This window comes from Microbispora sp. GKU 823, from assembly GCF_002027145.1.
Lineage (GTDB): Bacteria > Actinomycetota > Actinomycetes > Streptosporangiales > Streptosporangiaceae > Microbispora > Microbispora siamensis.
Window position 1 is genome coordinate 1 of sequence record NZ_MWJN01000130.1, and the last position, 23,610, is coordinate 23,610.

Genomic DNA, 23,610 nt, shown 5'->3' on the forward strand with positions numbered 1-23,610 from the left:
CGCCGCGAGGACCGCCAGCCCGCCGAGTTCGTCGGCGTGGACCACCCGCGGCCCCGGATCCTGCGGAGTACCCTCGGCGGCCAGCCGCAGCGCCGTCCGGGCGAGCACCCACGAGCGCGGCAGGTCGAGCACGTCCACCGCCGGCCCCACTCCCGCCCGGACCCCCTCGGGAACGGGCTTGCGGGCGGGCGCGACATGGGCCACGCCGCCCTCCAGCGCGACCGCCCGTACGGCGACGCCGCCGGGCAGGCCCAGCTCGCGGGCGGCGAGCGATCGCGCGGCGGGGGGAGCGCCGGCGTCCAGCAGCACCTCGACCAGGGCGGGATCGTCCTCGCTACGGCGGGCCGGGGCGCGGCCCCGGGTCCGGTCGAGCACACCCCGCGCCGCCGCCGCGGCCCGCTCCAGCACCATCGCCCCGACCGGTCCCGGCGGTGGCGGGCGCTCCAGCCACAGCGTGGCCGCCCCGCCGGGCACGGCCATGCGGGGCCAGGCCGGATCCGGCGGCGGACCGGCGTCCGCGCGGCCGCCGTCGGGGAGCACGCGCACGTGGACGCCGCGCTCGGAGTCGGTCAGGCAGGCCGGGCAGCCCGCCAGGACGGCGGCGCCGCGGACGATCGCCTCCAGCCCCGCCCGCGTCTCCACCAGGCGGTCGAAGTAGGCGATGACCTGTAGCGCCGCACCGGCGTCCGGGTCGAGCGCCGACAGCCGTCCGACGAGGTCCCTCATCCCGTACCCCGGCCGGTCAGCCGCCGAGGACGCGGCGCAGCCAGCGCAGGCGGGCGGCGCGGGCATCCTGCGAGACGGCCGCCTGCGGGGCCATGAGATCGAAGCCGTGGAACCCGCCCGGCCACACGTGCAGCTCGGCGCTGCCCCCCGCCCTCCAGATGGCGCCGGCGTACGCCACGTCCTCGTCGCGGAAGGTCTCGGCCGAGCCGACGTCGATGAAGGCGGGCGGCAGCCCGGACAGGTCGGTGGCGCGCGCCGGGGCCGCGTAGGGGGAGACGTCCGGACCGCCGCGGGCGTCGCCGAGCAGGGCCGTCCACCCGGTCTCGTTCGCGGTGCGGTCCCAGACGCCGAGCCCGGCCATCTGGTGGGACGACGGGGTGTCGTTGCGGTCGTCGAGCATGGGGCAAATGAGCATCTGCCCGGCCAGGGCGGGACCGCCGCGGTCGCGGGCCATGAGCGCCAGTGCCGCGGCCAGCCCGCCGCCCGCGCTCGCTCCGGCGACGATGATCCGCTCCGGGTCGATGCCCAGCTCGTCGGCGTGGGCGGCGGTCCACACCAGGCCCGCGTAGCAGTCCTCGACGGGAGCGGGGTGCGGGTGCTCGGGCGCCAGACGGTACTCCACCGACACGACGACGAGCTGAAGCTCCTGCGCCCAGTCGAGCACGCCCTCGATGCCCACGCGGTTGTCGCCCGTGATCATCCCGCCGCCGTGGGTGTGGTAGACGGCGGCGAGCGGGGCGACGGCGCCCACCGGGCGGCAGATCAGCAGGGAGACATCGGGCGCGCCGTCCGGTCCCGGCACCGCCCGCTCCTCCACCTGGAAGGCGCCGCCGCGGCTGAGCGCCTCGTCGGGCACGCTGGGTACGTTCGTCATCCCGGCACGCAGGAGCGGGATCATGTCCGGGGTCAGCGACGACGGCAGGGTCTCGCCCAGTACGGCGAGGGCGGCGGCCAGCTCGGGATCGAAGGGCGGCGGGGTGGCGGCCGTGGGGAGAGTGCTGCTCAATGGGGCTCCCGTATCGTGGAGGTTTCCTGCGACCAACTGGTCCGTGCTCACCATCGTGAGAAACGCGGCGGCGACGATCCAGCACCACCCGGCGGACACTACCCGCCACATGGCGGGTGCCGCGAAACGCCTGAGCGGCGCGAACGCGGTTTTAGATCCGCGTTACGCGCTCGCGGCTATGGTGACGCCCGACGACGTCTCGGGGAGCGGTCTCGGGAGTGCCCATGTCACAGCGGAAGGTGAAGCGCATGCGCGCCGCCATGCGGCGCGAGGAAGCCAGGCGGCGCGAGGAGCGCAGGCGGTTGGCGCGCAGGATCACGTACGCCACCGTCGCCGTCGTGGCGGTGGTGGCCGTCGCGACCGGAGTGCTGGTCTTCATCACCACCGGAGCGCCGGACACGGCGACGACCGTCGCGAACGCCACGCCGCATCCGTCCTCCTCCGCCACGGGAGCGGCAACAGGAGCGGCCACGGGGCCGGCGAGGAACTCGGCCACGCCGTCGGCGTCCATGCCGTCGGAGTCGTCCGTGTCGCCGTCCGCCGGGACGTCACCCAAGGCGGCGGCGTCCAGCGGATGACGCGGCCCGGACGGCCGGGCCCGGCGCGGTGACCGAGCGCCCAGGCGGTGGTGCACCGCGCCGGTCTTCTCCTGTCCGTGCGCGGACGGACGACCGGCCTACCCGACGACGCCGGAGACGCTGGGCGGCCAGATGCCGACGTTCAGGAGCCGGTGCGCGTAGAAGTAGGCCACGAGCTGACTGCGGTTGCTGGCAGGCGAACTGGACGAGCAACTTGCTGATCCGCCCCGCACAGGCACTTGCCCTCGACCGGCACGGTGTGGGACTCCACTTCGGGCCGGGACCACTCGCCGCCGGCGCCTGCGTGCGCCAGCACGCCGGGCAGCGCGGCGGGGAGCTTGTCCTTGAGCGAGATGAGCAGGTCGACTTCCTCGCGGGTCAAGGTGGCGAACGCCTCCTCGACCTCGGCGGCCAGCGGGCTGTTCAGGATGCCGGCTTCACGCAGAGCTTCCCCCGGATCGAAGGCCATGCCTTCACCTCTCTGTCTGACGGGAATGCGGTGCATGTCGAGTATGTGCTGGTAGGAAGTGGGTGAGACAACCCCACGAACGTGGGCTAGCCGCGATCGGCGGTGCGGTCGTCAGACCGCGGGGACGCCGTCCCCGAGCACCCGCGCCAGCAGGGCGTCCGGCTCCTCGGCGCGGTCGCCGCGCCAGGCCACGTGCTGGTCGGGCCGCACCAGCACCAGGGCGGCGCCGCACCGCTCTGCGAGCCCCGGCAGCGCGGCCAGGTCGAGCACCTTCAGCGGCGCCGAGCGCCGGGCGGCGGCGTCCGCCAGCGGGCGGGTGTCCGCGCCCGCGGTCAGGCGCAGCAGGGTGAATCCGTCGCCGAGCGCGTCGTAGAGCGAACGGCCGTCCGGCAGCCAGGTGTGCGGCAGCCGGGCGCCGGGATGCGCCGACGGAGTGTAGGCCGCCAGCCCCGGCGCGGGCACCGGCCGGCCGTCCGGGACCACGACGGGGGAGTCGGGGTAGTCGTATCCCAGCACCAGCCCGAGGCTGTGGAACTCGGTGTCCTTGACGACCAGGCGGCGGGCGAGTTCGTCGCGCAGCGGCCTGCGCGCGACCGGGTCGTGCAGGTCGCCGGCGGCGAACGACGGCGCGAGGAACGCCTCCTGCGCACCGGCGGCCGCGATCGTCCGCTCGGCCACCGGGCGGCGTTCCGGCTCGTAGCTGCCGAGCAGCGACTCCGGCGCCCATCCGCCGAGTACGGCGGCGAGCTTCCAACCGATGTTCACCGCGTCCCCGACGCAGGTGTTGAAGCCGTGCCCGCCCCACGGCGGGTTGAGGTGGGCGGCGTCGCCGACCAGGAAGACCCGCCGCCCGCGATAGCGGTCGGCCAGCAGCATGCGCGCCGACCAGGGGTCGGTCGCCAGCACCTCGACGTCGATGTCGGCGCCCGCGAGGGCCCGCACCAGCCGGGCCGGGTCGGCCGGCTCGGCGGCGGGGTCCACGCCCTGGATGATCGCCCACCAGGTGTCGTCGAGGTCGAGGCGGCCCATGAGCCCGCCGCGCTCGGCGCCGATCACCCAGTAGTGCACGCCGACCGCGCACAACGGCCGCTCCCGCAGCGCCCGGCTGCGGAAGGTGACGCTCAGGTTGGGCAGCGCGCCGGAGGACCCCTCGTACCTCGCCCCGATCGCGGCGCGGCTGACACCGCCGCCGCCGTCGCAGCCGAGCAGGTAGCCGGCGGTGACGTGCCGGGTCTCCCCGTCCGGGCCCTCGATCACGGCCCGGACCTCGTCGTCGCCGTCGGCGATCTCGGTGACCCGCCATCCGGTGAGCAGCCGTACGGCGGGCAGTTCGGCGGCGGCCTCGCGCAGCACCCGCTCGACCAGCGGCTGAGGCGCCTGCTGCCCGGCCTCGGCGTACTCCTCGCGGCGGGACGTCGTCAGGCCGAACGCCTCACGGAAGCGGGTGATCTCGTGCCCGAACAGCCCGGTGCAGAAGACGACGTCCTGCGCGTGCGCGACCGGCAGCGGGCAGGCGGCGCGCAGCCGGTCGGCCAGGCCCCAGCGGCGCAGGTGCTCCATCGTGCGGACGCTGGTGGTCTTCGCGCGCGGGCGCAGCGAGTCCAGCGTGGTCCGGGGCTCCACGACGAGCACCTCGACGCCGCGCCGCCCGAGTTCGACGGCGGCGGCCAGGCCGCTCGGCCCGCCGCCCGCGATGAGGACGGGAACGTTCACGGCCGACGCCCGGGGCCGACGATGGGCGTGCGCAGGAAGTCGCCGAGCGGGTTGTCGGTGGGCCGGGTAGCCGGAGGGGACGACTCGTCGGTCATGCGGATCTCCTGTCGTCGGGAAGGAGGGTGGCGCTCCGGATCGCTCAGGCGTGGAGCCGGTCACGGAGGAACGCGATCGTGCGGTCGAGCGCGTCGCGGGCCGCCTCGGGATCGCCGAGCCACATGTGGTCCGCGCCGTCGTAGAGGTGCAGGTCCACCTCGGCGCCGGCGCCGCGCAACTCCTCGCTCAGCCGCTCGCTCTGCGCGCACGCGATCAACCGGTCGGCCCGGCCGTGCAGGAGCAGGAACGGCGGCGCGCCGGGGGAGACGTGGGTGACCGGGCTCGCCTGGGCCGCCGCGTCGGGAACGGACGGCACGGGAGCCCCGAGCAGCAGGGCCTCACGCGACGCGGGGTCCGCCGGGTCGGCGCCGATGCCGGCCGCGACCGTACGCAGGTCGCTCGGCGCGTACCACGCGGCGACGGCGGCCACCGCGCTGGACGGCCCCGTCACCCCCGACGCCGCCCTCCAGCGCGGGGTCGCCGGAGGTGAGGCCGAGCAGCGCGGCCAGGTGGCCGCCCGCCGACTCGCCCCAGGCCGCGATCCGATCCGGGTCGATCCCCAGATCACCGCCGCGGGCGCGCAGCCAGCGCACCGCGGCCTTCACGTCGTGCACCTGCGCGGGCCACACGGCCTCGCCCGAGAGCCGGTAGTCGGCGCTGGCCACCGCGATGCCCGCCCGCGCGACCAGCTCGAACGGCGTGGGCTCGGCGCCCTCGAAGGCCGGGCCCATCGAGCGGCGGCCCCCCGCCCGCCAACCGCCCCCGTGCAGGAAGACGACACAGGGAACGGGTCCCTCGGTCTCCGGCGGCAGCACCAGGTCCAGTTCGAGCGGCCGCACCCCGGGAATCGCGGCGTACGGCACGCCCGGCAGGACCCGCGTGCCGTACGCGCCCGCGCGGGCGGGCGGCAGCGGCGCCTCGTGGGCGGGCGGGGGGAGCCGCACGGTCACTCCCCGGCCTCCGGCCAGGCGAGGTCGGGCAGGAAGTCCATGTTGTGCGCCCGCGCCGCCGCCTGCATGCGCGGGAAATCGGGCACGAACGGCGGCTGGTCCGCCGTGGGATGGTCGGTGGGCGTGCCCATCTGCTGGAAGAACCGTTCGAAGCCGCCGGTCGCCACGCCGAGCACGCGGGCCTGCTCCTCGACCTGGTAGGCGTGCGCCAGCCCGGCCGGGACGAAGCCGAAGTCGCCGGGGGTCAGCAGCCGCGACGTCTGCGTCCCGTCGCGGTCCCGGACGTGGACGCGCACCTTGCCCTCCACGACGTAGAAGGTCTCGTGGGTGTCGTGGTGGGTGTGCGCCGGGATGAGCCGGCCCTTCGGCGCGTCCATCGTGAAGATCCCGAACTGGCCCGCGCTCTCGTCGCCGCTGAGCAGCACGGTGAACAGGTCGGTGAACAGCATCGCGCGCTCGCCCTCGCCGCGTCTGAGGAAGTACGCCTCGGGGGCGCCCGGCAGGATTCCCTTCCACTGCGGGCCGCTCTCGGGGTCGGCCAGATATTCGAAGCTCATCGCGTCTCCAACTCGGCGTGGGCGGACTGGCCGATGATGCGCCACCCCGGCCGCCGGTCGCCAGACGCCTGCCATTGAGCGGCAGGCCTTCTCCCCACGCCGTACCACCCGTCTGCCCTCAGCAGACATATCGACAGGTCGCGGGGGTGCGGCGGATACAACTGCGCCATGAGTGTTTCACCGAGCACGAGTTACCGAGATCGGCTGAACGAGAAGCTGTTCCAGCAACGGACCCTGCTGTTGACCGGAGAGGTCGACGACGAGATGGCCGAGCGGGTGTGCGCCGAGATGGTGTTGCTGGCCTCGGCGGATCCCGAACGCGACATCATCCTGTACATCAATTCGCCCGGAGGGTCGGTGCTGGCCGGGTTGGCGATCTACGACACGATGAAGCTGGTGCCGAACGACGTGGTCACCGTCGCGCTGGGGATGGCGGCGAGCATGGGTCAGGTGCTGCTGGCGTCCGGCACCCACGGCAAGCGGATCAGCCTCGCGCACAGCCGGATCATGATGCACCAGCCGTCGGCCGGCATCGGCGGCACGGCGATCGACATCTCGATCCAGGCCGAGAACCTCAAGTACATGAAACGGCAGTCCGAGGAGATCCTCGCCGCGGAGACGGGACGCACGATCGAGGAGATCGCCGCCGACAGCGACCGGGACCGCTGGTTCACCCCGGAGCAGGCACGCGACTACGGGATGATCGACGAGATCGTCGGCTCCTTCCACAGCCTCGCGCCGTACGCCGTTCCCAACCGGATGGGGTTTTCGTCATGAGCCAGTACACGATCCCGTACGTGGTCGAGAAGACGCCGGTGGGGGAGCGGTCGTTCGACATCTTCAGCCGGCTGCTCAACGAGCGCATCATCTTCCTCGGCACCGAGATCGACGACGGCGTCGCCAACGTCGTGATGGCACAGTTGCTGCACCTGGAGGCGGAGAGCCCGGACCAGGAGATCAGCCTGTACATCAACTCCCCGGGCGGCTCGTCGACCGCGATGCTCGCGATCTACGACACCATGCAGTTCATCCGCGCGAAGGTCGCGACGTACTGCATGGGCCAGGCGGCCTCCGCCGCCGCGGTGCTGTTCGCCGCGGGCGCCCCCGGACGGAGGTTCATGCTCGGCCACTCCCGCGTGCTGCTGCACCAGCCGTCCACGCAGGGGCAGGGCACCATCTCCGACCTGACGCTGCAGGCGGCCGAGGTGATGCGCGTGCGCGCGCAGACCGAGGAGATCCTCAGCCTCCACACCGGGGTGGACGTCGCCCGGCTGCGCGAGGACACCGACAGGGACCGCGTCTTCACCGCCCGCGAGGCCGTCGAGTACGGCCTGGCCGACGAGCTGATCATCACCCGCGAGCCGTCGTAGCGCTCACGCCGCCAGCAGCTCCACTCGTGGCGTACCGGCGGGCCTGTGCGTCGCGATCCGGCGCGACGCCGTGATCCGCCGGACGGCACGGGTGAGCAGGTGCTCGATCGGCAATCCGAGCGCGTCGCACACCGAATGCAGCATCTCCGACGACGGCTCCTTGCGGCCGCGCTCGACCTCCGACAGATACTGCTTCGACATGCCGACCGCGCGCGCCACGTCGTCGAGCGTGCGGTCCTGGTCCAGCCGTTCGTCGCGGAGGATCTCCCCGTACACCGCGCGCAGCAACGGGTCCGGGCCGTCGGGGATCGCCGGGTCGCGCTCCTTGCCGGCCCGGCGCGTCCGGATGTCGACGACCACTGATCGGCCCGAGACTCCCATGCCTGGCAGTCTGGCACGTCCGGATCTACGGCGGACCGTCTGTTCGCGGAGAGGTGAGCGCCGAGCCCCCGGCGATGACCGCGAAAGGACGTCACCGGGGGCGGCGGAAACCGGATCAGTTGATCGTGACGATCGTCCCCCCGCCGTTGGGGTATTCGACGTAGCCGGTGTTCGTGCGCTGCGCCGCCCCCGTCCAGGACGCGGTCAGCGGGAACGGCGTGCCGACGGTCACCTTGGGCTTGGCCGGCGTGACGGTGAGCGCGCCGCGCGCGTCGTTCCCGGTCACGACGTTGATCTGGGTGGTGAACGCCGTGGACGTGGTCCCGGGCAGGTCTCCGAGGCTGAGCACGACCAGAGTGTGCCTGCCGGGCCGCGGGTTGCTCAGCACCCCGCGGTTGTCGCCGTCCAGGCCGAACACCCACGACTCGAACTCGCGCGTGCCGTTGCCGTCGTAGAAGAGCATCCCGCCCACCTGGGCCTCGGGGTCGATTCCGGTGATCTTGAAGGCGGCGGCCTTAGCGTCCTCGGGGATCGTGACCGGGACCTCGCGGCCCCACGCCTCGGTGTCGCTGACGCTGCCCGGCGCCTCGTCCGCCGACACCGGACCGTACGGGGTGATCGTGAACTTCCTCAGCCCCGGGGTCACCTCGAAGGTCACCGAGCCGTCGGCGCCGGTTCCCTTCACCTCGGCGGGCGCCCTGGCGCTCAGCGGGGTGGCCACGATCGCACTGCGCACGCTCGTGCCGGCCCCGGTCCAGGTGAGCGTGCCGGTGGCGGTAGCCGGGGTGGTCTCAGGAAGCATCTCCATGGTGACGGTGAAGTTCTTGGTCTCGCCCGCCTTCTTGAAGACCAGCGTGGACGGCTTGATCTTGGTCTTGTAGCCGGGCAACCCGATGGAGGCCTTGTAGACGCCCGGCGTGACGGCGGTGACCTCGCGAGTGACCGTACGGGAGCCGAAGAGTTCGCTCACCGAGACGGTCGGATAGTTCAGGTCGGACGCGGCCAGCGGCTTCACACCGGTGCCGGTCGCGATGCCCAGGCCCTCCAGGAAGCCGAACCAGTCCTCGGCGCCGGCGTCGTAGACCAGGCCGGGGTCGAGCATGCGGGCCGGGTCGACGTGGCCGGCGCCCTGCGCGAAGACGTCCGGGGTCTTCGTGTCGTAGGCGGTCGTCATCATCGCCGACTTGATCGCCATGGGGGACAGGAGCGGGTGCCGGCCGAGGTAGAGGGTGGCCAGGCCGGCGATGTGCGGAGTGGCCATCGAGGTGCCGGAGTAGAAATCGAAGTTCTTGCCGGCGTTGCCGGGGGGCGCCACGGCGGCCAGGATCGCCGAGCCCGGCGCGGTGATGTCCGGCTTGAGCAGGTCACCCTTGGCGGACAGCGCGGGGCCGCGCGAGGAGAAGCTCGCGACCTGCGGATAGGGCACGCCGTCCGAGGAGGCCGGGAGCAGGGTGGCCGTCGCGCCCGCCGTGTCCGCGTACGCCGCGATCTTGTCCGCGTCCGGGGCGTTGACGTGCACGGTCGGCACGGCGTGCAGGTCGGCGTCGGTGTCCTGGTCGGACGGGTTGCCCAGCACCATGCCGGCGCCCCCGGCCCGCTTGACCTCGGCCGACTTGTCCACCCGGGTGGTGACGCCGCGCACGCAGTAGACGATCTTTCCTGCGGCCTTGGCCGGGTCGAGCGAGCCGGCCGCACAGACCTGCGCGTCGGAGTCGGAGGCCGTGCCGGCCTTCACCGACACGGCGGTGACCAGCGGCTTCGGGCCGAGCGGTGCGACGACCGTGGTGCTGGTGCCGCGGTAGGCGGTGCCGTCGCCGAGCCGCACCTCGCCCTGGTAGGGCGCGATGGTGCCGGCCGCGACCGTCGTCGTCCACGGCGCGGTGTTGTCCAGGGTGGAGGGATCGGGACCGGAGTTCCCGCCGGCGGTCGAGACGAAGACGCCGGCCTGGGCGGCGGCGAGGAAGGCGAGCTGGATCGGGTCGTCGACCGCGGACTCCCCCACACTGCTGCCGATCGAATAGTTGATCACATCGACGCCGTCGGCGACGGCCTGGTCGACGGCCGCGACGAGGTCGCTGGTGTAACCGCCCGTCGTCCCGCCGTCCTTGCCCTGCCAGAGCGCCTTGTAGACGGCGATGGCCGCGCCGGGCGCGACGCCGGAGATCGTGCCGAAGTCGATGCCGTTCGCGGCGGCGGGGACGTCCTTGTCGCCCGCCGCGGTGCCGGCGGTGTGCGAGCCGTGGCCCTGCGCATCGCGCGGGGAGATGTAGTCGGCGCGCTTGTCGGGCGGGTTGCCCTTCATCCACTGCTCGCCGAAGTACCGGGCGCTGATCACTTTCTGGTTGCACAGGTTCGCGGTGAACTCCTCGCCGGTCTGGCACAGCCCCGTGAACGTGGAGCCGTCGGCCTTCTTCATGACCGTGACCCCGTCCTTGAGATAGGGCCGGTACGGCGCCGCGTCCGTGGGTGGCTCCGTGCCGAGAGCAGGGCCGGCGAAGGAGTGGTTCTCCGGCCAGATGCCGGTGTCGATGACGCCGACGACGACGCCCTTGCCCGCCTTGTCCGCGCCGCCCAGCCCGGCCCACAGCCCGCGGTCGCCCGGCAGACGGAGGAAGTCGGTCGAGACGCGGTCGTCCAGGGCCTTGTGCAGGGTGTCGGGGACGACGGAGACCACGCCCTGGGTCGCGTGCAGCCGCAGCGCCTGGGCCGGGGCGAGCTCCGCGGTGAAGCTGTTGGAGGCGACGGCGTGGTGGGCCGTGGCCGTCGCGCCGACGCCGCGGGCGACCTCGTCCTGCCGCCTGGTCAGGCGCTCGCGGTAACGCCTGGCGTTGGCGCTGGTTGTGTCGACCTTCCTGCCCTTGCCGCCCTTGGTGGGCGCGATGCCTTGCACGCCGCCGTCGTAAGTGGCCAGCGGCGGCTCGGCCAGGGTGACGATGTACGGGGTGGCGGCGGTCGCGGGCGGTGCCGCGGCGGCGGCCGGCTGGGCGACGCCCGGAGCGGTGGCGGTGACCGCCAGCGCGGCGGCCAGCGTCAGTGCGCGGTGAACGCGGGTGTTGCGGGACATTGCTCCTCAAGGGGGATGAGCCTGTGTCGCCGTCCGGGGACGATCACCGGAGGGCCGCAACGGAGTCAAACGCCTTGTGGAGATCTCTGTCGAGATATAGTGCTGACATTTTCGGCCACATGACCAAAAGCGACATTTCGGCAGGTGCTCGGTGGGGGATCGGTCCGTGCTCGGCGCGGTGGGCGTCACGGACTTCGACGAGCGGCTGTACCGGCTCGTGCTGCGCCGGCCCGGCGGGCGGACGGCGGACCTGGCGGCCGAGCTGGGCGTCGGTCCGGCCAGGGTTCGTCCCGGGCTGGCCCGTCTGGCCGACGCCGGGTTGCTGCGCCGTGCCGGCCCCGGCCGGTACGAGGCGGTGCCCCCGGAGGCGGCGATCGAGTGGCTGGTGGACCGGCGGCGCCTGGAGACCGAGGCGCGGCTGGCCGCGGTCAGAACCGTCGTCTCGGACTTCGCGCAGCTCTACCACTCCGGCAGGCTCGGGGCCGCCCGGGCGGGGGTCGTGGAGGTCCTGGCCGGAGAAGAGGCCGTCAAGCGGGTCATGAGCGAGCTGCAGCGGACGGTCGGCGTGGAACTGCTCGGCTTCGACCGGCCTCCGTACGTGGGCCGGCCCGACGACTCGGCGGACACCAACGAGTCGGAGCTGGCGGGCACCCGGCAGCTCCTGGCGCGCGGGGTGGACATCCGGGTGGTCTACTGCCCCGAATCCCTCGACCGCCCCGGCCGCCTGGAGACCCTGATACGGCTGGCGGAAGAGGGGGAGCGGTCCCGGTTCGTCGCGCACCTGCCGTTCAAACTGCGCATCGCCGACCGCAAGATCGGCCTGTTCCCGCTGGTGGACGGGGTCTACGACAACATCGCCCTGCTGCACCCCTCGCGTCTCCTCGACGCGCTCGTGGAGCTGTTCGACGTCTACTGGGAGCGCGGGCGGCCGCTGGCGGGGCTTCCGCACGTGGCGGAGGAACGGCCGGCCGAGGAGGACCTGCTCGTGCTGCGGCTGCTGAACGCCGGGCTCAAGGACGAGGCCATCGGCCGGCACCTGGGCGTGAGCGCCAGGACGGCCACCCGCAAGATCGCCGCCGTCCTGGAGCGGCTCGGCGTGACGACCCGTTTCCAGGCCGGCGCGGAGGCCGCCGCCCGCGGCTGGCTCTGATCCGCCGCCCGGGCGAGCGAAGCCGTCAGTGGGCGCCGAGCCCGCGGGAGATCGAACGCGCCGCGGTCCGCACGGCAGGCCCGAGCAGCCGTGGTTCGGCGTGTTCCTCCGGCACGACCACGGACAACGCGGCCGCGATCCGGCCCCCGGCGGCGAAGACGGGCGCCGCCACCGTGACCAGCGGCTCGGGAGCGCGGCGGCGGACCGTGGCCAGTCCCTCCCGCCGCACCTCGGCCAGCGTCCGCCGCAACTCGGCGGGGGAGACGGTGGTCCGCTCCGGCTCGTGCACGAGCGGCCGGGCGAGGATCTCCTCCTGGAAGCCGGGTTCGGCGAAGGCCAGCAGCACGAGGCCCACGCCCGTGGAGTGCAGGGGGACCCGGCCGCCGACACGGTAGAGCACCGGCATCGCCTGGTGCGCGGAGAGCCTTTCGACCAGCACCGCCTCGTCGCCCTCGCGTACGGCGAGCAGCACGTGCTGGCGGGTGACCTCGGCGAGATCGCCCATGTAGGGCATTGCAACCTGCCGCAGCCCCTGGCCGCGAGGCGCGAGCGAGGCGACCTCCCACAGGCGCAGCCCGATCGAGAAGCGGCCGTCGTCTCCCCGTTCGAGCGCGCCCCACGCCATCAGCCGCTGGGCCAGGCGCAGCGCCGAGCTCACCGGAATCCCGCTGCGCCTGCTCAGCTCGGCGAGCGTCAGGTAGCGGTGCCGGGTGTCGAAGGCGGCCAGGAGCGACAGCGCCCGATCGACCACCGGATCGCCGTGCGGCGGCCGGCTGCCTCTGACCCGGTGCGCCGGTGCCCCCGGACCGCTCATGGGTGAGCGTGCTCTCTCGTCGAACCCATCGGAGTCTCCGCGCTCGTCTGGCCTGCTGGCACTGTACCCCGGCGTCAGGAGGTGAGCCGATGACCGCCCAGCGAGATCTGCGACTCGGGCATGGGAGCGAAGAAGTCGAAGTTGGGCGGCGGGCCGACCCTCCGCTCCAGCGTCTTCACCACGTGCCTGACATCGTCGTTCGGACCGGCGAGGTAGAAGGGCTTGCCGTCCTTGCCGAAGGTGATGGCCGGCTTCTCCTCCCACGTGCCGAGGTGTCCGGCCGCTCCGGCGAAGTCCGCCGCCGGCTCGAAGCCGAGATCACGCGCGTAGTCGACCGCGCCGAAGACGAGGTGCCGGACCAGGTCGAGCGGCGCCTCCCGCCAGCCGTGCGGGTAGATCCTGAAGTACCTGGGGAGGAAGCGGTGCAGCTCCACCTCGCTCATCACGTCGGGGCCGAGGGCGTGCTTCACGCCGAGGCAGTAGACGTCGACGAGGTAGGCGCAGACCGACAGCTTGTCCCAGCCGTGCTTGCGCGCCACCACCACGCTCACCGTGCCCGCGGTCTCCTGCTCGCCGGGGACGTCGTCCGCCCAGCCGGCCGTGTCCGGGACGTCCAGTCCCTCGCTCCAGCCGGCGTTGACCCAGCACCCCGCGAGCTCGGCCTCCGGGGCCTCCGTGCTGCTCGCCTGCTCGGCCACCGCCCGGACGTACGGCGCGACCGCCGCCGGTGACATGCCGAGAGCGCGGGCGATCTGCTTGGGGGAGTTGCCCTGTCCGCGGAGCTCGCGGACCTTCTCCAAGATCGAGCTGTCCATAGAGCCCGAAGCCTATCGGCTATCCCTGCCGAGCCGGGGTGCGGAAGACCTGACGGTTGTGCCATTCGATATGGCTCACGTCAACGGGGTCGAGACCGGTCTGGGGATCGCGTACGGGCTTTCCCGCCAGGGCGAGGACCATCCGCTCGGCCGCCGGGCTCCGGCCGACGAACTTCCGGGAGACGGCGATCGTCCGGTCGGGGGTCAGCCCGAGGACGCCCTTGTCGAACAGCTTGTGATGGATGGCGCACAGGCACAGCCCGTTGGCGACGTCGTCCGGTCCCTCGAAGGCCCACCAGCGGACGTGCGCGGCGTCCAGACCGACCGCGACGCCGTCCAGCCACCCGTCGTACGCGCAGAAGGCACAGCAGTACTCGTACGCCACGAGCACGTTCTGCCGGAAGGCCGGGTCCCGGCGGGCCGCGGACGGCACGACCTGCTCGGCGGGAGTGACCTGGTCGTTCAGCTCGAGACCGACGAAGCGGCAGATGTCGGGATGCAGGGACGGCTCGAAGTTGGCGTCCAGAAGATGCCGCGCGAGCCGTACGACCAGGTGGGAGTCGTCGGTCAGGGCGCGCAGGAGATCGGGGTGGAGCCGGCCGGTGGCCTGGGCCGCGCGCAGGCGTCCGAGCTCCGAGCCGGGACTGCCCGGCCCGTGCACTGTGTCGACGAGCCAGAGGCCGTCGCCGGTGAGGTGGTGGAAGGGATAGCCGGGGCTGGTTTCGCGCGGCGGGCCGAACTCCCTGAGCAGGGCCTTGAGATCCGCTTCGGCGGAGCTGAACGGTATCGGCCGGCCGCCCTCACGCTGGAAGCGGCCGAGGGCGTAGAGCAGCAGGAGCGGCTTGTGCGGCGCCCGTTCGCCCTGCCGCGTCCAGCGGCGGATCTCCGCGACGCGCTCGACCCAGTCCATGACCGACACCATACGGTGATCTCCACGTTGATGGACGGCGGGGCAGCGGGCATTGGAGGAAGATGGACGAGCGGCGGTTGGTGCGGGTCTCGAAGTACCTGGCCAAGCATCTGCGGCACCAGCCCGAGCGCATCGGTATCGAACTCGACGCGCACGGCTGGGTGGACATCGACGCGCTGCTGACGGCGGCGGCCTCGCACGGGTTCCCGATCTCGCGCGCCGAACTGGAGCAGGTGGTCGCCGGCAACGACAAGCGGCGATACGTGATCGAGGGCGATCGGATCCGGGCCAGCCAGGGGCACTCGGTGCCCGTCGACCTCGACCTGCCGGTGGTCGAACCGCCCCCGATCCTCTACCACGGCACGGTCGCCAGGAACGTGGAGGCGATCCGCGCGGAGGGGCTGCGGCCGATGGCACGCCATCACGTCCACCTGTCGCCGGACCGGGAGACCGCCACCCGGGTCGGCGCGCGCAGAGGGAAACCGGTCGTGCTCGTGGTGGACGCGGGCGCCATGCACGCGGCCGGGCATCACTTCCGGGTGAGCGCCAACGGCGTCTGGCTGGTGGACCACGTACCGCCCGGCTTCATACGCTGGTGAGGGTCGCCATTGGCGACTCATCGGCATGTGCCTCCTATTTCAGTGGCGGTCCCCGCATATCCGCCCTATATCGTTCCTGCGTGGAAGATCTCATCATCGCCCGGCGTCTGCGTGTCCCCGTCGACGACGCGGGGGACGACACGCCCGGTTGGGGTGGGGTGGCCGCCCGGCAGCTCGACGCGGCGCTGCTCAGCGTCGGCTTCACGTGCTCGCCGGCGCTGCTCGACCGCCTGGCCCGGCTGCCCGGTGAGCGGGTGATCGACCTCGGTGTGCGCGTCCTGGGCGCGGTCCGCCGCCTCGTCGGCGACCACGTCGAACACAACGCCTACTTCATCGACTTCCCGAAGAACGTCCCGGACACCCTGGAGTTCTGGGCAGGCCTGTTGCGCGAGGCCATGCTCGATTCGGTCGCCGCCGCCCGGCTCCAGCCGGGCATCCTCAACCTGCTGGACCTGCCGCGCTACGGCGGCTACCAGCACACCTACGCCGACCTGCTGGCCGCGCACGCCGAGCTGGTCCCCCTGGCCCGCGACCGGGTGACCGTGCTGGAGCTGGGCGGAAGCCTGCGGGACGAAGCGCGAGAGTTCTACCTCTCGCTGGCCGGCTCCGAGGTCCCGCTCGCCGCCGAGGACCTGGCCGCTCTGCGCGCGCTGGCCGCCTTCTGCGCCGACGACCAGCCCGAGCACGTCCCGGTGCGCGAGAACCGGGCCGTCATCAACGAAGTACGGCTGGCCGCCGGGCAGCCGCTGCTCGTCGACACCGTGACAGACGTGCTCCGGCTGGCCGCGCTCTGCTCCGACGGCGACGTCACCCTGGCCACCCCCACGCGCCTGCGCTCCTTCCGCCGCGCCGAGCGCCGCATCCTGCTGGCCGCTCTGGACACCGTCCCGGCCGCCAAGCACGGGGACGTGCTATGCCACCGGGAGCAGTGGAAGCGGCTCGGTGAGCGGCTGCACCCCCACGAGTACCCGCAGTTCCCCGGGGCGGCCCAGGTCTTCGACGTGGCCAGAGGCGTGCGCAAGGCGATGAGCTTCGGCGGCCGCGTCGAGGCCGCGCTGGCCGGTGGCCGTACCGAAGAGGCCGTCTCGTTGCTGGAGCACACGCCCGGCGCGCTGCTGCGCCGACTCGACCACCTGCTGCGCGCGGGTGGCGGCTCCGCCGTGCTGGAGGCGGCGGAGAGGTCCGTCACCCGCGCCTCCGGTCGCGTGCTGCTCTCCCTGCGGGAGCACCTGCAGAACCGGCTCGCCCCGGTGAACCGGGTCTTCACCAACAGGTACGGCAGAGCGTGGGCGACACCCGACACCCGCGCCCCGCTCGACGAGGAGGCCCTCAACCGGACGCTCGCCATCCTGGACGAGGAGATCGGCCGGCGCCTGCCCGACCTCGGCGAGGTGATCGCCGACCCCGACGTACTCGACGTGGCTCTGCCCCTGTCGGGCAAGGCGGTCGCGCCCGGGCTCGGGATGCTGCCCCGCGGCTCGCTGTCGCCCGTGGACGGTGAGCTGCTCCGATTCTTCGTGCACTGGCGACAGCGCGAGCGGCGCACCGACTACGACCTGTCCGCGCTCATGCTCGACTCCACCTATGACAACCCGACCCACATCTCGTGGACGTCCTACACCAACGACTTCGCGACCTACTCGGGCGATCTCACCGAGGCCCCCGACGGCGCCTCGGAGTTCATCGACGTGCGTCTGCCCCTCGCCACCAAGCCGATCGTCATCCCTCAGGTCAACATCTATGCCGGGGAGCGGTTCGACGAGGCGGCCGAGGCGTTCTTCGGCTACATGACCAGGGACGCCGCCCAGGAGGGCAGGCCGTTCGAACCACGCACCGTGCGGATGAAGTCCGACCTGCGTGGATCCGGCCGCATCGCGCTCCCGCTCGTCTTCCTGCGCGGGGACGACGATGCCTGGCGGGTGAAGTGGTTGCATCTTTACCTGTCGGGCTATCCGGCGTTCAACCAGGTGGAGGGCAACCGGGTCACCGCGTCGCTGCTCGTGCGCTCGATCGTGGAGCGGGACTACCTGCGGGTCGGCTACCTGGTCGACCTGCTACGGGCCAAGTCCTCCGCGTCCTCGACGGGCGGGCAGGTCACGTACATCGGGCTTGAGACACCCGCCGATCTCCCGGAAGGGGCCCGGGTCTACACGCCCGCCACACTGCACGAGCTGATCCTGGCCTGATATCTTGCTGACCGCAAGGCCATGGGAGGGCTTCCTTCTCACCTCTTTTGGAACCGGTCTGCCCGTACGGGCGCCGGTCTGGATCTAGCGTTCCCGCTTTCCTTGTGCTCCGGCGGGTGAGGCCATTCGGAGGCTTCCTTCTCACCTGGTTCAATCCAGTAGGCCCGTAACGGGCCTGCTGGCGACTTAGCTTCCGAGCCCTCCTCACCCGCCCCGGCGAACCGCCCGCCGCAGCAGTCTCCGACCCCGTTCCGCCGCCGCTGCGGCATGACGGGTGGCTGACGATCCCCATGCATGGTTGTTCGAACTTAAAGTAACGAATCAATTGCAGGAAGTGACGTGAGGCCTCGCTGTCGCTGTCCACGCGGATACGGTCACGCAGTGGCACTAGCCGAACACGAAGCGCTCGTCCGTCTGTTCTGCGAGCGACCCGACCTCGCCGCCGACCTGCTCACTCGCTCCCTCAGGGTCGACCTGCCCGACTACGACTACGCGGGCCTCGAATCGGCCGACCTCACCGAGGTCACACCTACCGAACGTCGCGCCGACTCGGTCATAGCCTTCCGTCGTAAGAGCCCCGACGACGAGCCCGAACCCGTCCTGGCTGTGATCGTGGAAGTTCAGCGCGACCGTGATTCGGACAAGCTGTGGTCCTGGCCCCTGTACCTCAGCAGTCTGCGCAGCCGGTTGAAATGCCCGGTCATGCTCCTGGTCGTCGCGCCGGACGCGGCGATCGCCCGTTGGTGCGCCCGCTCCATCGAACTGGGTCACCCCGGTATGGTGCTGACCCCGCTCGTCGTCGGGCCCGCCGAGGTTCCGGTGATCACCGACCCCGGCCAGGTGGCGGAGGACCTCGAACTCGCCGTACTGTCGGTGATCCATCATGCCGACACGCCGCAGGGCCCGGAGATCCTCGAAGCCCTGCTCACGGCGTTGCACAATCTCGACCGCGATCAGGCGGGTATGTACGCTGACATGGTGCGCGCGGCGCTGCCCGGGGAGATCTGGGATCACTTGGAGAAGCACTTGAAGACCGAGACCTACGAGTACCTGAGTGACTGGGCTCGCGACAACATCGCCAAGGGCAAGGCCGAAGGGAAGGCCGAAGGGAAGGCGGAGGGCAAGGCGGAAGGCAAGGCGGAGGGACAGGCCGAGGCGATCCTCACTGTTCTGTCGGCCCGGGGCATCGAGGTGTCCGAGGACATCTCCGAGAAGATCCGGAAGTGTCACGACCTCGACCGGCTGACTGCCTGGCTCCGAGTAGCCGCCACGGTCGACTCCGCGGACGTCCTCCTGGACGACGAGCCCTGATACGCGGCCGCCGGATCGTCCAGCACTGCGATGGCGATCCGGCGACAGGTGACCCGGCCTGTGCGCGTCAGCGGGGGACGATCGGCAGCGTGATGTACGAGTCGGGGAAGACCTTCTGGTGCTGGACGACAAGGTCCGTCTCGGTCGCCCCGGCACGGCCGGTCCCCGGGTTGCGGTCGAAACGGGGGAAGTTGGAGCTGGAGATCTCCACGCGGATGCGGTGACCGGCCTTGAAGACCTGGCTGGTGGCGACCAGGTCGACGGCGAACGTCCCTGAGGACTCGGAAACGCGGACGATGCCGTCGATCACGCTCATCGCCCGGCCGTCGGGATACACGTCCACGAGTTTGGCGGTCCAGTCGGTCGAGGCGGCGGAGGTCTCCGCGTGCAGGGTCACCGACACCGGGCCGGTCACCTCGACGTCGGAGGTGAGCACCTCGGTCGAGTAGCAGAGCACGTCGGGCCGCCGCTCCACGTCGCGCTGGTCCTGCGGGCCGACGTTGGTGGGGTCGGCCAGCAGGGTCGGCCCGCCGACGGTCGGGACCGGGTCACGCGGGTCGAAGGCGAAGGTCGCCGGCTCGTACGCCGAGGGAGGCTCGGGGGGAGAGCAGGCCGTCCGTGTGCAGGTAGGTAGGGGGTCTCGACGGCGCGCTCCAGCGGCCAGGCCTCCTCGTCGCGCCAGACGTCGTCGCCCATCACGAAGATCTTCACGGCGGGGCCGGTGTCCTCGCCCTTCAGGAACGCGAGCTGCCGCTGTTCCAACTGGATCGCCTGCCCCGAGGCGGCGGCACCGAAGAACAGCCGCCCGGTGCCCGCGGCGCCCGGCGCGAGGTGCGACCAGGGGCCGATGACGAGAGGACCGCCCAGGCGGCGGTGGTTCTCCAGCGTCCCGCCGAGGAACAGGTCGAACCAGCCCGCCACGTGCATGACCGGCACCTCGATGCGGTCGTGGCGCAGCGTCTCGGCCAGTTCCTCCCAGTACGCGTCGCGCTCGGGATGCGAGGTCCAGTCGCGCCACCAGGGGATGCCGGGAATGTCGCCCACCGGCAGGGTGCGCGCCGCGCCGTCCTGGTCGTCCAGAACGGGAAGAACCGCGGCGAACCCCGCGCCGACCTCCTCGCCCGCCTCGGCGGCGTGCAGCAACCCCAGCAGCGCCTGCATGGCGCCCCAGTTGAGAGCCGACCCCAGCGCGAACGCCCCGCCGTGATATTTGAGGCCGTCGTGGAAGTCGTGCGGCGTCATCGAGGCGACCACGGCCTTGAGCCCCGGTGGGCGGGTCGCCGCCGCCTGCAGTGCGCATCCGGCGAGGTAGGACATGCCGCTCATCACGACCTCGCCGTTCGACCAGGGCTGCGAGGTGATCCAGGCGATCGTGTCGTGGCCGTCGGCGCCCTCGTCCGCCCACGGCCGGAACTCGCCGTCGCTGCTCCCGCGTCCCCGGCAGTGCTGCAGCACCACCGCGAACCCGGCCCGCAGCGCGGGCGTCACCGGCGCCATCCGGAACGATTCCTCGCCGTACGGCGTGCGCATGAGCAGCGCCGGGAACGGGCCGCCGCCGGTCGGCCGGTGGACGGAGCCGCGCAGGATGGTGCCGTCCCGCATCGGCATCGGGACGTCGTGCTCGACGCTGACCGGGAGCGGGGGGGCGGTCGAGCTTCGGCATGGGACTCCTCAGGTCAGGGCGTAGGCGTCGTAGCGTACAGCGGCGGCCACGCGGGCGGCCGAGGCCACGGCGAGGGTGCGGTTGAGCCAGAGATATCGATCATCGCCGGTCTCGAAGCGGCAGAACAGCCGGAAGTAGTACTCCGACGGGTCCACGTCCTCGCCCCGCGCGAGGCGGCCGAGCACCTCGGGGGAGCCGTGCCGGACTCCGCTCGTGGTGATGTAGAGATACGCGCCGTCGTGGGTACGCAGCGTGTAGCGGGTGTCGATGCTGATCATGCCGTCGGCGTGGACGACCTGCCAGTCGGCTCCGCCGGGCAGCACGGTGCCCGACAGGCGGGGACCGTCGAACGTGCCGCCGACGATGTTGACCACACGGCGGTGGCCCCACTGCGAGTCACCCAGGTCGAGCACGGGGTCGAGATCCACCCGAAACGTGGCGAGCGGTTCCAGGTTCACGAGGCGGCGCTCCGATCGACGCTCCACGACGGGCGTTCGTTGAGCGAGGCCGGGTCGAACCCGGCCGTCCGCTTGTAGGAGGCGGCGATCTCCGCCCGCTCGGTGTGGGGGATGACCTTTTCGATGTCGTCGAACCCGCCGGGCGCGCGTTCGTGGGCGAGCTTCATGACGATCTCCGGGCCCATCTCGCGGTTGGACAGTTGCAGCGCCGTCGTGGCCGGGCGGCGCGTCTCCTCGTACGCCGCCAGGTCGCCCCGGGCGAGGGCGTACGCCAGCACCCGGGCGTCGATGATCGCCTGGGAGGCGCCGTTGGAGCCGATCGGATACATCGCGTGCGCCGCGTCGCCGAGCAACGTGACGTTGCCGAAGGTCCAGCGGGGGAGCGGGTCGCGGTCCACCATCGGGTACTCGTACGCGGTCTCGGCTCCGGCGATGATCCCCGGCACGTCGAGCCAGTCGAAGTGCCAGCCGGCGAAGTGCCTGCCGATCTCGGCCAGGTCGGCGGGGCGGTTCCAGTTCCCCCGGTCCGGGGCGTCGCCGTCCAGAGGCCGCTCCGCGATCCAGTTGATCAGGGTGCGGTCGCCGGTCTCGATCGGGTAGGCGACGAACTTCTGCGTGCCGTCGCCCGCCATGATCATTGATCGGCCGGTCAGGAACGGCTCGCCGTAGGTGACGCCCCGCCACAGGACGAGACCGTTCCACGGCGGCGGGCCCTCGCCGGGGTACAGATGGGCGCGCACGGCCGAGTGGATCCCGTCCGCGCCGATCAGCAGGTCCTCGCTGCCGGGGCCGGTGATCCGGCTGCCGGCTCGTACGGCGTCCGGGCCCAGCCGCTCGACCACCGCCTCCAGCAGGAGCATCTGTAGCCTCCCGCGATGGACGGAGTACTGCGGCCAGGCGTAGCCCGCGGCCAGACCTCGGGGCTCGGACCAGATCGGCGTGCCGTAGCGGTTGAAGTAGGCCAGTTCGGCCGTGGCCACGCCGATCTCCGCCAGCCGGTCGGCGAGTCCCAGCTCGGTCAGCTCCCGTACGGCATGCGGCAGGAGGTTGATCCCGACGCCCAGTGGCCGGATCTCGGGGGCGGCCTCGTGCACGGTCACGTCGTCGAACCCGGCCGCGTGCAGGCTGAGCGCGGCGGTCAGCCCGCCGATGCCCCCTCCGGCGATGACGATGCGCACGGGCGCCTCCGGGGAAACGAGAGGTTGTTATGGCCGTAACAATATTCACGACGCCCCTGGGGCTGCGCAAGACTTGACCGGTGAACAGCGAGCCCGACACCCGGCCGGATCTCGGCGTGGACGTGCCGCCCGACCTGCGGTACGCGGCGTACGCGCGCGAGCGCCTGGCGGCCATGCCGCCTCCGGCCGACGCCGAGGCGTTCGCGCTGGCCTACCACCTGCTCCAGCTCGCCTACCTGCTGGTCACCGACCTGGAGACCCGCATCCACCGCCCGCGCGGCCTGACGCTGCCCGGTTTCCGGCTGATGTTCAAGCTCTGGCTGCTCGGCCCCACCCAGCCCGTACGGCTCGCCGAGATCTCCGCCATGTCGCGGTCCGCCGTGACCAACGCCGTCAACACCCTCGAACGCGGCGGCCTGGTCGAACGCCGGCCCGTGCCGGAGGACGGCCGCGCGGTGGTCGTCACACTGACCGCGGCGGGCGAGGCGGCCGTGCGTGAGGCCTTCTCGGAGCAGACCCGCAGGGAGCGGGAGTGGTTCGCCTGCCTCGGCCCCGCCGAGCGCGAGCAGATGACCGCCCTGCTGGCCCGGATCCTCCACAGCCGACCGGCGGATCTTTCATAGGACAAACCGGGGCAGTCGCCCAGAAGCTACCCGTAAAGTTCTCGCAGGCGTCCCCGGGGGGCGGGACGCGCCCGCTTCATCGTGAGGACCGCACCAGTGGCCGTTTCCGAGCAGTTCCCGCCGTTCGCGGCACCGGACTCCGACGCCGCGGCCGAGGACCGGCCCGGCGGCGCGGAGCCGGACCCCTTCCCCGGCGACACTCACTGGTACGACCTCCCGGACGACGACGCCGCGCCGGAGGAGGGCGAGCCCCTCAGCCTGGCAAGGCACCTCTGGCGCGCGCTGCGGCGGCGCTGAAGCGCCTTGCGGTGAACGCCGCGTCAGGCGTCGCGCCGCCGGGTCGCGGCGTCGACGAGCAGTCCTAGCCCGACGCCCAGCATCCATACGTCCTTGCTGACGCCGATGCCCGCCGGGCTCGGCCAGATGCTGCGGGGCTTGTGCAGCGCGGGCGTGCGCAGGTAGAGCGCGAGCAGGCCGCCGGAGAACCCGGCGAGCGCGGCCCCGGCGACCGCCGCCGGCACGAACGGCGTCAGGAGCGCCACGCCCGTCGTGATCTCGGCCCCCGACAGCAGCTTGAGGAACCGGCGAGGCGGAACGGACTTCAGGAACGGGAAGGCGCCGACGGCCATGCCGTGGATGCCGGCGGCTTGGTCGTCGTCGCCGTTCCACTTCTCCACGCCGGAGTGCAGGATGTACGCGCCCGTGGCCACCCGCCCCGGCACCTCCCGGGCTCTCATGAACGTCATCGGCGACTCCTGTCCGTTTTGGGCTGTGCCGTCCGGCCTGCGACGATACTCGCCCGCCAGGCGGAACCGACGCCCGGGGTCCGGCCCGCGGGCGCGGCGAGCGCGGGCGTCATCGCCGGGGAAGCCCGGGTGTCCCCGTGTCCCCGCCGGTCACCTGGTCGAGCAGTTCGAGCAGGTGGTGGTAGGTCTTCCCGGTGGCGCGGGTCATGCCGATCTCGCAGGTGCGGTTGACCGAGGCGTGCGCGGC

25 protein-coding genes and 1 pseudogene are annotated in these 23,610 nt (G+C 72.2%); 8 read left to right on the plus strand and 18 right to left on the minus strand.

From position 1 onward, the window contains the following. From B1L11_RS39660 to B1L11_RS39690, 8 genes are all read right to left on the minus strand, one after another. Positions 1-726, minus strand: a 726-nt coding sequence (locus B1L11_RS39660) for a PucR family transcriptional regulator (protein ID WP_143737882.1), incomplete at its 3' end; no start/stop codon positions are given. Between the two features lie 16 nt (positions 727-742). Beyond that, positions 743-1,732 (minus strand): alpha/beta hydrolase, encoded by a 990-nt coding sequence (locus B1L11_RS39665; RefSeq protein WP_256863285.1) that lies wholly within the window; start codon positions 1,730-1,732, stop codon positions 743-745. Positions 1,733-1,883: 151 nt separating this feature from the next. Beyond that, the gene (locus B1L11_RS39670) at positions 1,884-2,288 is read right to left on the minus strand and encodes a hypothetical protein (protein ID WP_143737883.1); all 405 of its coding nucleotides are present in this window, start codon (positions 2,286-2,288) and stop codon (positions 1,884-1,886) included. A 164-nt stretch (positions 2,289-2,452) separates the two neighbouring features. Then, a complete protein-coding gene (locus B1L11_RS39675) occupies positions 2,453-2,779 on the minus strand; it encodes a StsA-related sactipeptide RiPP (protein ID WP_079320378.1) in 327 nt (108 codons plus the stop codon). A gap of 111 nt (positions 2,780-2,890) precedes the next feature. Continuing rightward, entirely contained in the window at positions 2,891-4,492 is a 1,602-nt protein-coding gene (locus B1L11_RS39680; protein WP_079320379.1) for an FAD-dependent monooxygenase, read from the minus strand. Positions 4,493-4,631: 139 nt separating this feature from the next. Then, positions 4,632-5,039: a prolyl oligopeptidase family serine peptidase gene (locus B1L11_RS49060; RefSeq protein ID WP_256863286.1), complete on the minus strand. Its 408-nt coding sequence runs from the start codon at positions 5,037-5,039 to the stop codon at positions 4,632-4,634. Then, positions 4,927-5,532: an alpha/beta hydrolase gene (locus tag B1L11_RS49065; protein WP_218671596.1), complete on the minus strand. Its 606-nt coding sequence runs from the start codon at positions 5,530-5,532 to the stop codon at positions 4,927-4,929. Before B1L11_RS49065 ends, B1L11_RS49060 begins: the two co-directional genes overlap by 113 nt. Positions 5,533-5,534: 2 nt before the next feature. After that, on the minus strand, positions 5,535-6,095 hold the full coding sequence (locus tag B1L11_RS39690; RefSeq protein ID WP_079320380.1) for a quercetin 2,3-dioxygenase: 561 nt from the start codon (positions 6,093-6,095) through the stop codon (positions 5,535-5,537). A 168-nt stretch (positions 6,096-6,263) separates the two neighbouring features. Here B1L11_RS39690 and B1L11_RS39695 point away from each other — a divergent pair, with 168 nt between their 5' ends. Both B1L11_RS39695 and B1L11_RS39700 read left to right on the plus strand, forming a co-directional pair. Continuing rightward, positions 6,264-6,872, plus strand: coding sequence for a ClpP family protease (locus B1L11_RS39695; RefSeq protein WP_079320381.1), 609 nt, complete (start codon positions 6,264-6,266; stop codon positions 6,870-6,872). Beyond that, entirely contained in the window at positions 6,869-7,465 is a 597-nt protein-coding gene (locus tag B1L11_RS39700; RefSeq protein ID WP_079320382.1) for a ClpP family protease, read from the plus strand. The genes B1L11_RS39695 and B1L11_RS39700 overlap by 4 nt, the downstream gene beginning before the upstream one ends. Before the next feature lie 3 nt (positions 7,466-7,468). Here B1L11_RS39700 and B1L11_RS39705 read toward each other — a convergent pair whose 3' ends face one another. After that, entirely contained in the window at positions 7,469-7,846 is a 378-nt protein-coding gene (locus tag B1L11_RS39705; protein ID WP_079320383.1) for a helix-turn-helix domain-containing protein, read from the minus strand. Positions 7,847-7,961: 115 nt separating this feature from the next. Continuing rightward, positions 7,962-10,910, minus strand: coding sequence for a S8 family serine peptidase (locus tag B1L11_RS39710; RefSeq protein ID WP_079320384.1), 2,949 nt, complete (start codon positions 10,908-10,910; stop codon positions 7,962-7,964). Positions 10,911-11,061: 151 nt separating this feature from the next. Here B1L11_RS39710 and B1L11_RS39715 point away from each other — a divergent pair, with 151 nt between their 5' ends. Continuing rightward, positions 11,062-12,060 carry a LuxR C-terminal-related transcriptional regulator gene (locus B1L11_RS39715; RefSeq protein WP_218671597.1) on the plus strand — a complete coding sequence of 333 codons (999 nt, stop codon included), beginning with the start codon at positions 11,062-11,064 and terminating at the stop codon, positions 12,058-12,060. A 25-nt stretch (positions 12,061-12,085) separates the two neighbouring features. Here the strand turns inward: B1L11_RS39715 and B1L11_RS39720 are convergent, their stop codons facing one another. The 3 genes from B1L11_RS39720 to B1L11_RS39730 form a co-directional block, all read right to left on the minus strand. Next, positions 12,086-12,811: an IclR family transcriptional regulator gene (locus B1L11_RS39720; RefSeq protein WP_256863287.1), complete on the minus strand. Its 726-nt coding sequence runs from the start codon at positions 12,809-12,811 to the stop codon at positions 12,086-12,088. 137 nt (positions 12,812-12,948) lie between these two features. Then, positions 12,949-13,689 (minus strand): helix-turn-helix domain-containing protein, encoded by a 741-nt coding sequence (locus tag B1L11_RS39725; protein ID WP_218671598.1) that lies wholly within the window; start codon positions 13,687-13,689, stop codon positions 12,949-12,951. 19 nt (positions 13,690-13,708) lie between these two features. After that, positions 13,709-14,599, minus strand: a complete 891-nt coding sequence (locus tag B1L11_RS39730; protein ID WP_079320394.1) for a phosphorothioated DNA-binding restriction endonuclease — start codon at positions 14,597-14,599, stop codon at positions 13,709-13,711. A 62-nt stretch (positions 14,600-14,661) separates the two neighbouring features. On the opposite strand from B1L11_RS39730, the gene B1L11_RS39735 reads away from it, so the two are divergent. The 3 genes from B1L11_RS39735 (at position 14,662) to B1L11_RS39745 (ending at position 18,695) form a co-directional block, all read left to right on the plus strand. Further along, the gene (locus B1L11_RS39735; RefSeq protein ID WP_079320387.1) at positions 14,662-15,198 is read left to right on the plus strand and encodes an RNA 2'-phosphotransferase; all 537 of its coding nucleotides are present in this window, start codon (positions 14,662-14,664) and stop codon (positions 15,196-15,198) included. An 80-nt stretch (positions 15,199-15,278) separates the two neighbouring features. Continuing rightward, positions 15,279-17,384 (plus strand): hypothetical protein, encoded by a 2,106-nt coding sequence (locus tag B1L11_RS39740; RefSeq protein ID WP_218671599.1) that lies wholly within the window; start codon positions 15,279-15,281, stop codon positions 17,382-17,384. 381 nt (positions 17,385-17,765) lie between these two features. Then, complete coding sequence (locus B1L11_RS39745) at positions 17,766-18,695, plus strand: hypothetical protein (RefSeq protein WP_079320388.1); 930 nt, start codon at positions 17,766-17,768, stop codon at positions 18,693-18,695. 67 nt (positions 18,696-18,762) lie between these two features. Here the strand turns inward: B1L11_RS39745 and B1L11_RS47540 are convergent, their stop codons facing one another. The 4 genes and pseudogenes from B1L11_RS47540 to B1L11_RS39760 form a co-directional block, all read right to left on the minus strand. Then, positions 18,763-19,377, minus strand: a complete 615-nt coding sequence (locus B1L11_RS47540) for a CocE/NonD family hydrolase (RefSeq protein ID WP_079320396.1) — start codon at positions 19,375-19,377, stop codon at positions 18,763-18,765. Continuing rightward, positions 19,323-20,303: pseudogene (locus B1L11_RS39755) on the minus strand (CocE/NonD family hydrolase); the annotation flags it as partial. The pseudogene B1L11_RS39755 and the gene B1L11_RS47540, both read right to left, overlap by 55 nt. Before the next feature lie 63 nt (positions 20,304-20,366). Beyond that, positions 20,367-20,843, minus strand: a complete 477-nt coding sequence (locus B1L11_RS47545) for a DUF3237 domain-containing protein (RefSeq protein WP_179155535.1) — start codon at positions 20,841-20,843, stop codon at positions 20,367-20,369. After that, positions 20,813-21,994, minus strand: coding sequence for a flavin-dependent oxidoreductase (locus B1L11_RS39760; protein ID WP_179155536.1), 1,182 nt, complete (start codon positions 21,992-21,994; stop codon positions 20,813-20,815). Before B1L11_RS39760 ends, B1L11_RS47545 begins: the two co-directional genes overlap by 31 nt. 80 nt (positions 21,995-22,074) lie before the next feature. Here B1L11_RS39760 and B1L11_RS39765 point away from each other — a divergent pair, with 80 nt between their 5' ends. Both B1L11_RS39765 and B1L11_RS39770 read left to right on the plus strand, forming a co-directional pair. Beyond that, positions 22,075-22,617: a MarR family winged helix-turn-helix transcriptional regulator gene (locus B1L11_RS39765; protein ID WP_239108983.1), complete on the plus strand. Its 543-nt coding sequence runs from the start codon at positions 22,075-22,077 to the stop codon at positions 22,615-22,617. A 96-nt stretch (positions 22,618-22,713) separates the two neighbouring features. Continuing rightward, positions 22,714-22,914 carry a hypothetical protein gene (locus B1L11_RS39770; protein WP_079320390.1) on the plus strand — a complete coding sequence of 67 codons (201 nt, stop codon included), beginning with the start codon at positions 22,714-22,716 and terminating at the stop codon, positions 22,912-22,914. 23 nt (positions 22,915-22,937) lie between these two features. On the opposite strand, the gene B1L11_RS39775 is transcribed toward B1L11_RS39770, so the two are convergent. Then, the gene (locus B1L11_RS39775; protein WP_079320391.1) at positions 22,938-23,363 is read right to left on the minus strand and encodes a hypothetical protein; all 426 of its coding nucleotides are present in this window, start codon (positions 23,361-23,363) and stop codon (positions 22,938-22,940) included. Positions 23,364-23,610 lie beyond the last annotated feature (247 nt).

What these genes read in the sequence shown, in the direction of transcription:
- B1L11_RS39695 (WP_079320381.1), top strand. Translation starts at nt 6,264, where the DNA reads ATGAGTGTTTCACCGAGCACGAGTTACCGAGATCGGCTGAACGAGAAG.
- B1L11_RS39700 (WP_079320382.1), top strand. Translation starts at nt 6,869, where the DNA reads ATGAGCCAGTACACGATCCCGTACGTGGTCGAGAAGACGCCGGTGGGG.
- B1L11_RS39710 (WP_079320384.1), bottom strand. Translation starts at nt 10,910, where the DNA reads ATGTCCCGCAACACCCGCGTTCACCGCGCACTGACGCTGGCCGCCGCG.
- B1L11_RS39675 (WP_079320378.1), bottom strand. Translation starts at nt 2,779, where the DNA reads ATGGCCTTCGATCCGGGGGAAGCTCTGCGTGAAGCCGGCATCCTGAAC.
- B1L11_RS39735 (WP_079320387.1), top strand. Translation starts at nt 14,662, where the DNA reads ATGGACGAGCGGCGGTTGGTGCGGGTCTCGAAGTACCTGGCCAAGCAT.
- B1L11_RS39690 (WP_079320380.1), bottom strand. Translation starts at nt 6,095, where the DNA reads ATGAGCTTCGAATATCTGGCCGACCCCGAGAGCGGCCCGCAGTGGAAG.
- B1L11_RS39705 (WP_079320383.1), bottom strand. Translation starts at nt 7,846, where the DNA reads ATGGGAGTCTCGGGCCGATCAGTGGTCGTCGACATCCGGACGCGCCGG.
- B1L11_RS39730 (WP_079320394.1), bottom strand. Translation starts at nt 14,599, where the DNA reads ATGGACTGGGTCGAGCGCGTCGCGGAGATCCGCCGCTGGACGCGGCAG.
- B1L11_RS39775 (WP_079320391.1), bottom strand. Translation starts at nt 23,363, where the DNA reads ATGACGTTCATGAGAGCCCGGGAGGTGCCGGGGCGGGTGGCCACGGGC.
- B1L11_RS39725 (WP_218671598.1), bottom strand. Translation starts at nt 13,689, where the DNA reads ATGGACAGCTCGATCTTGGAGAAGGTCCGCGAGCTCCGCGGACAGGGC.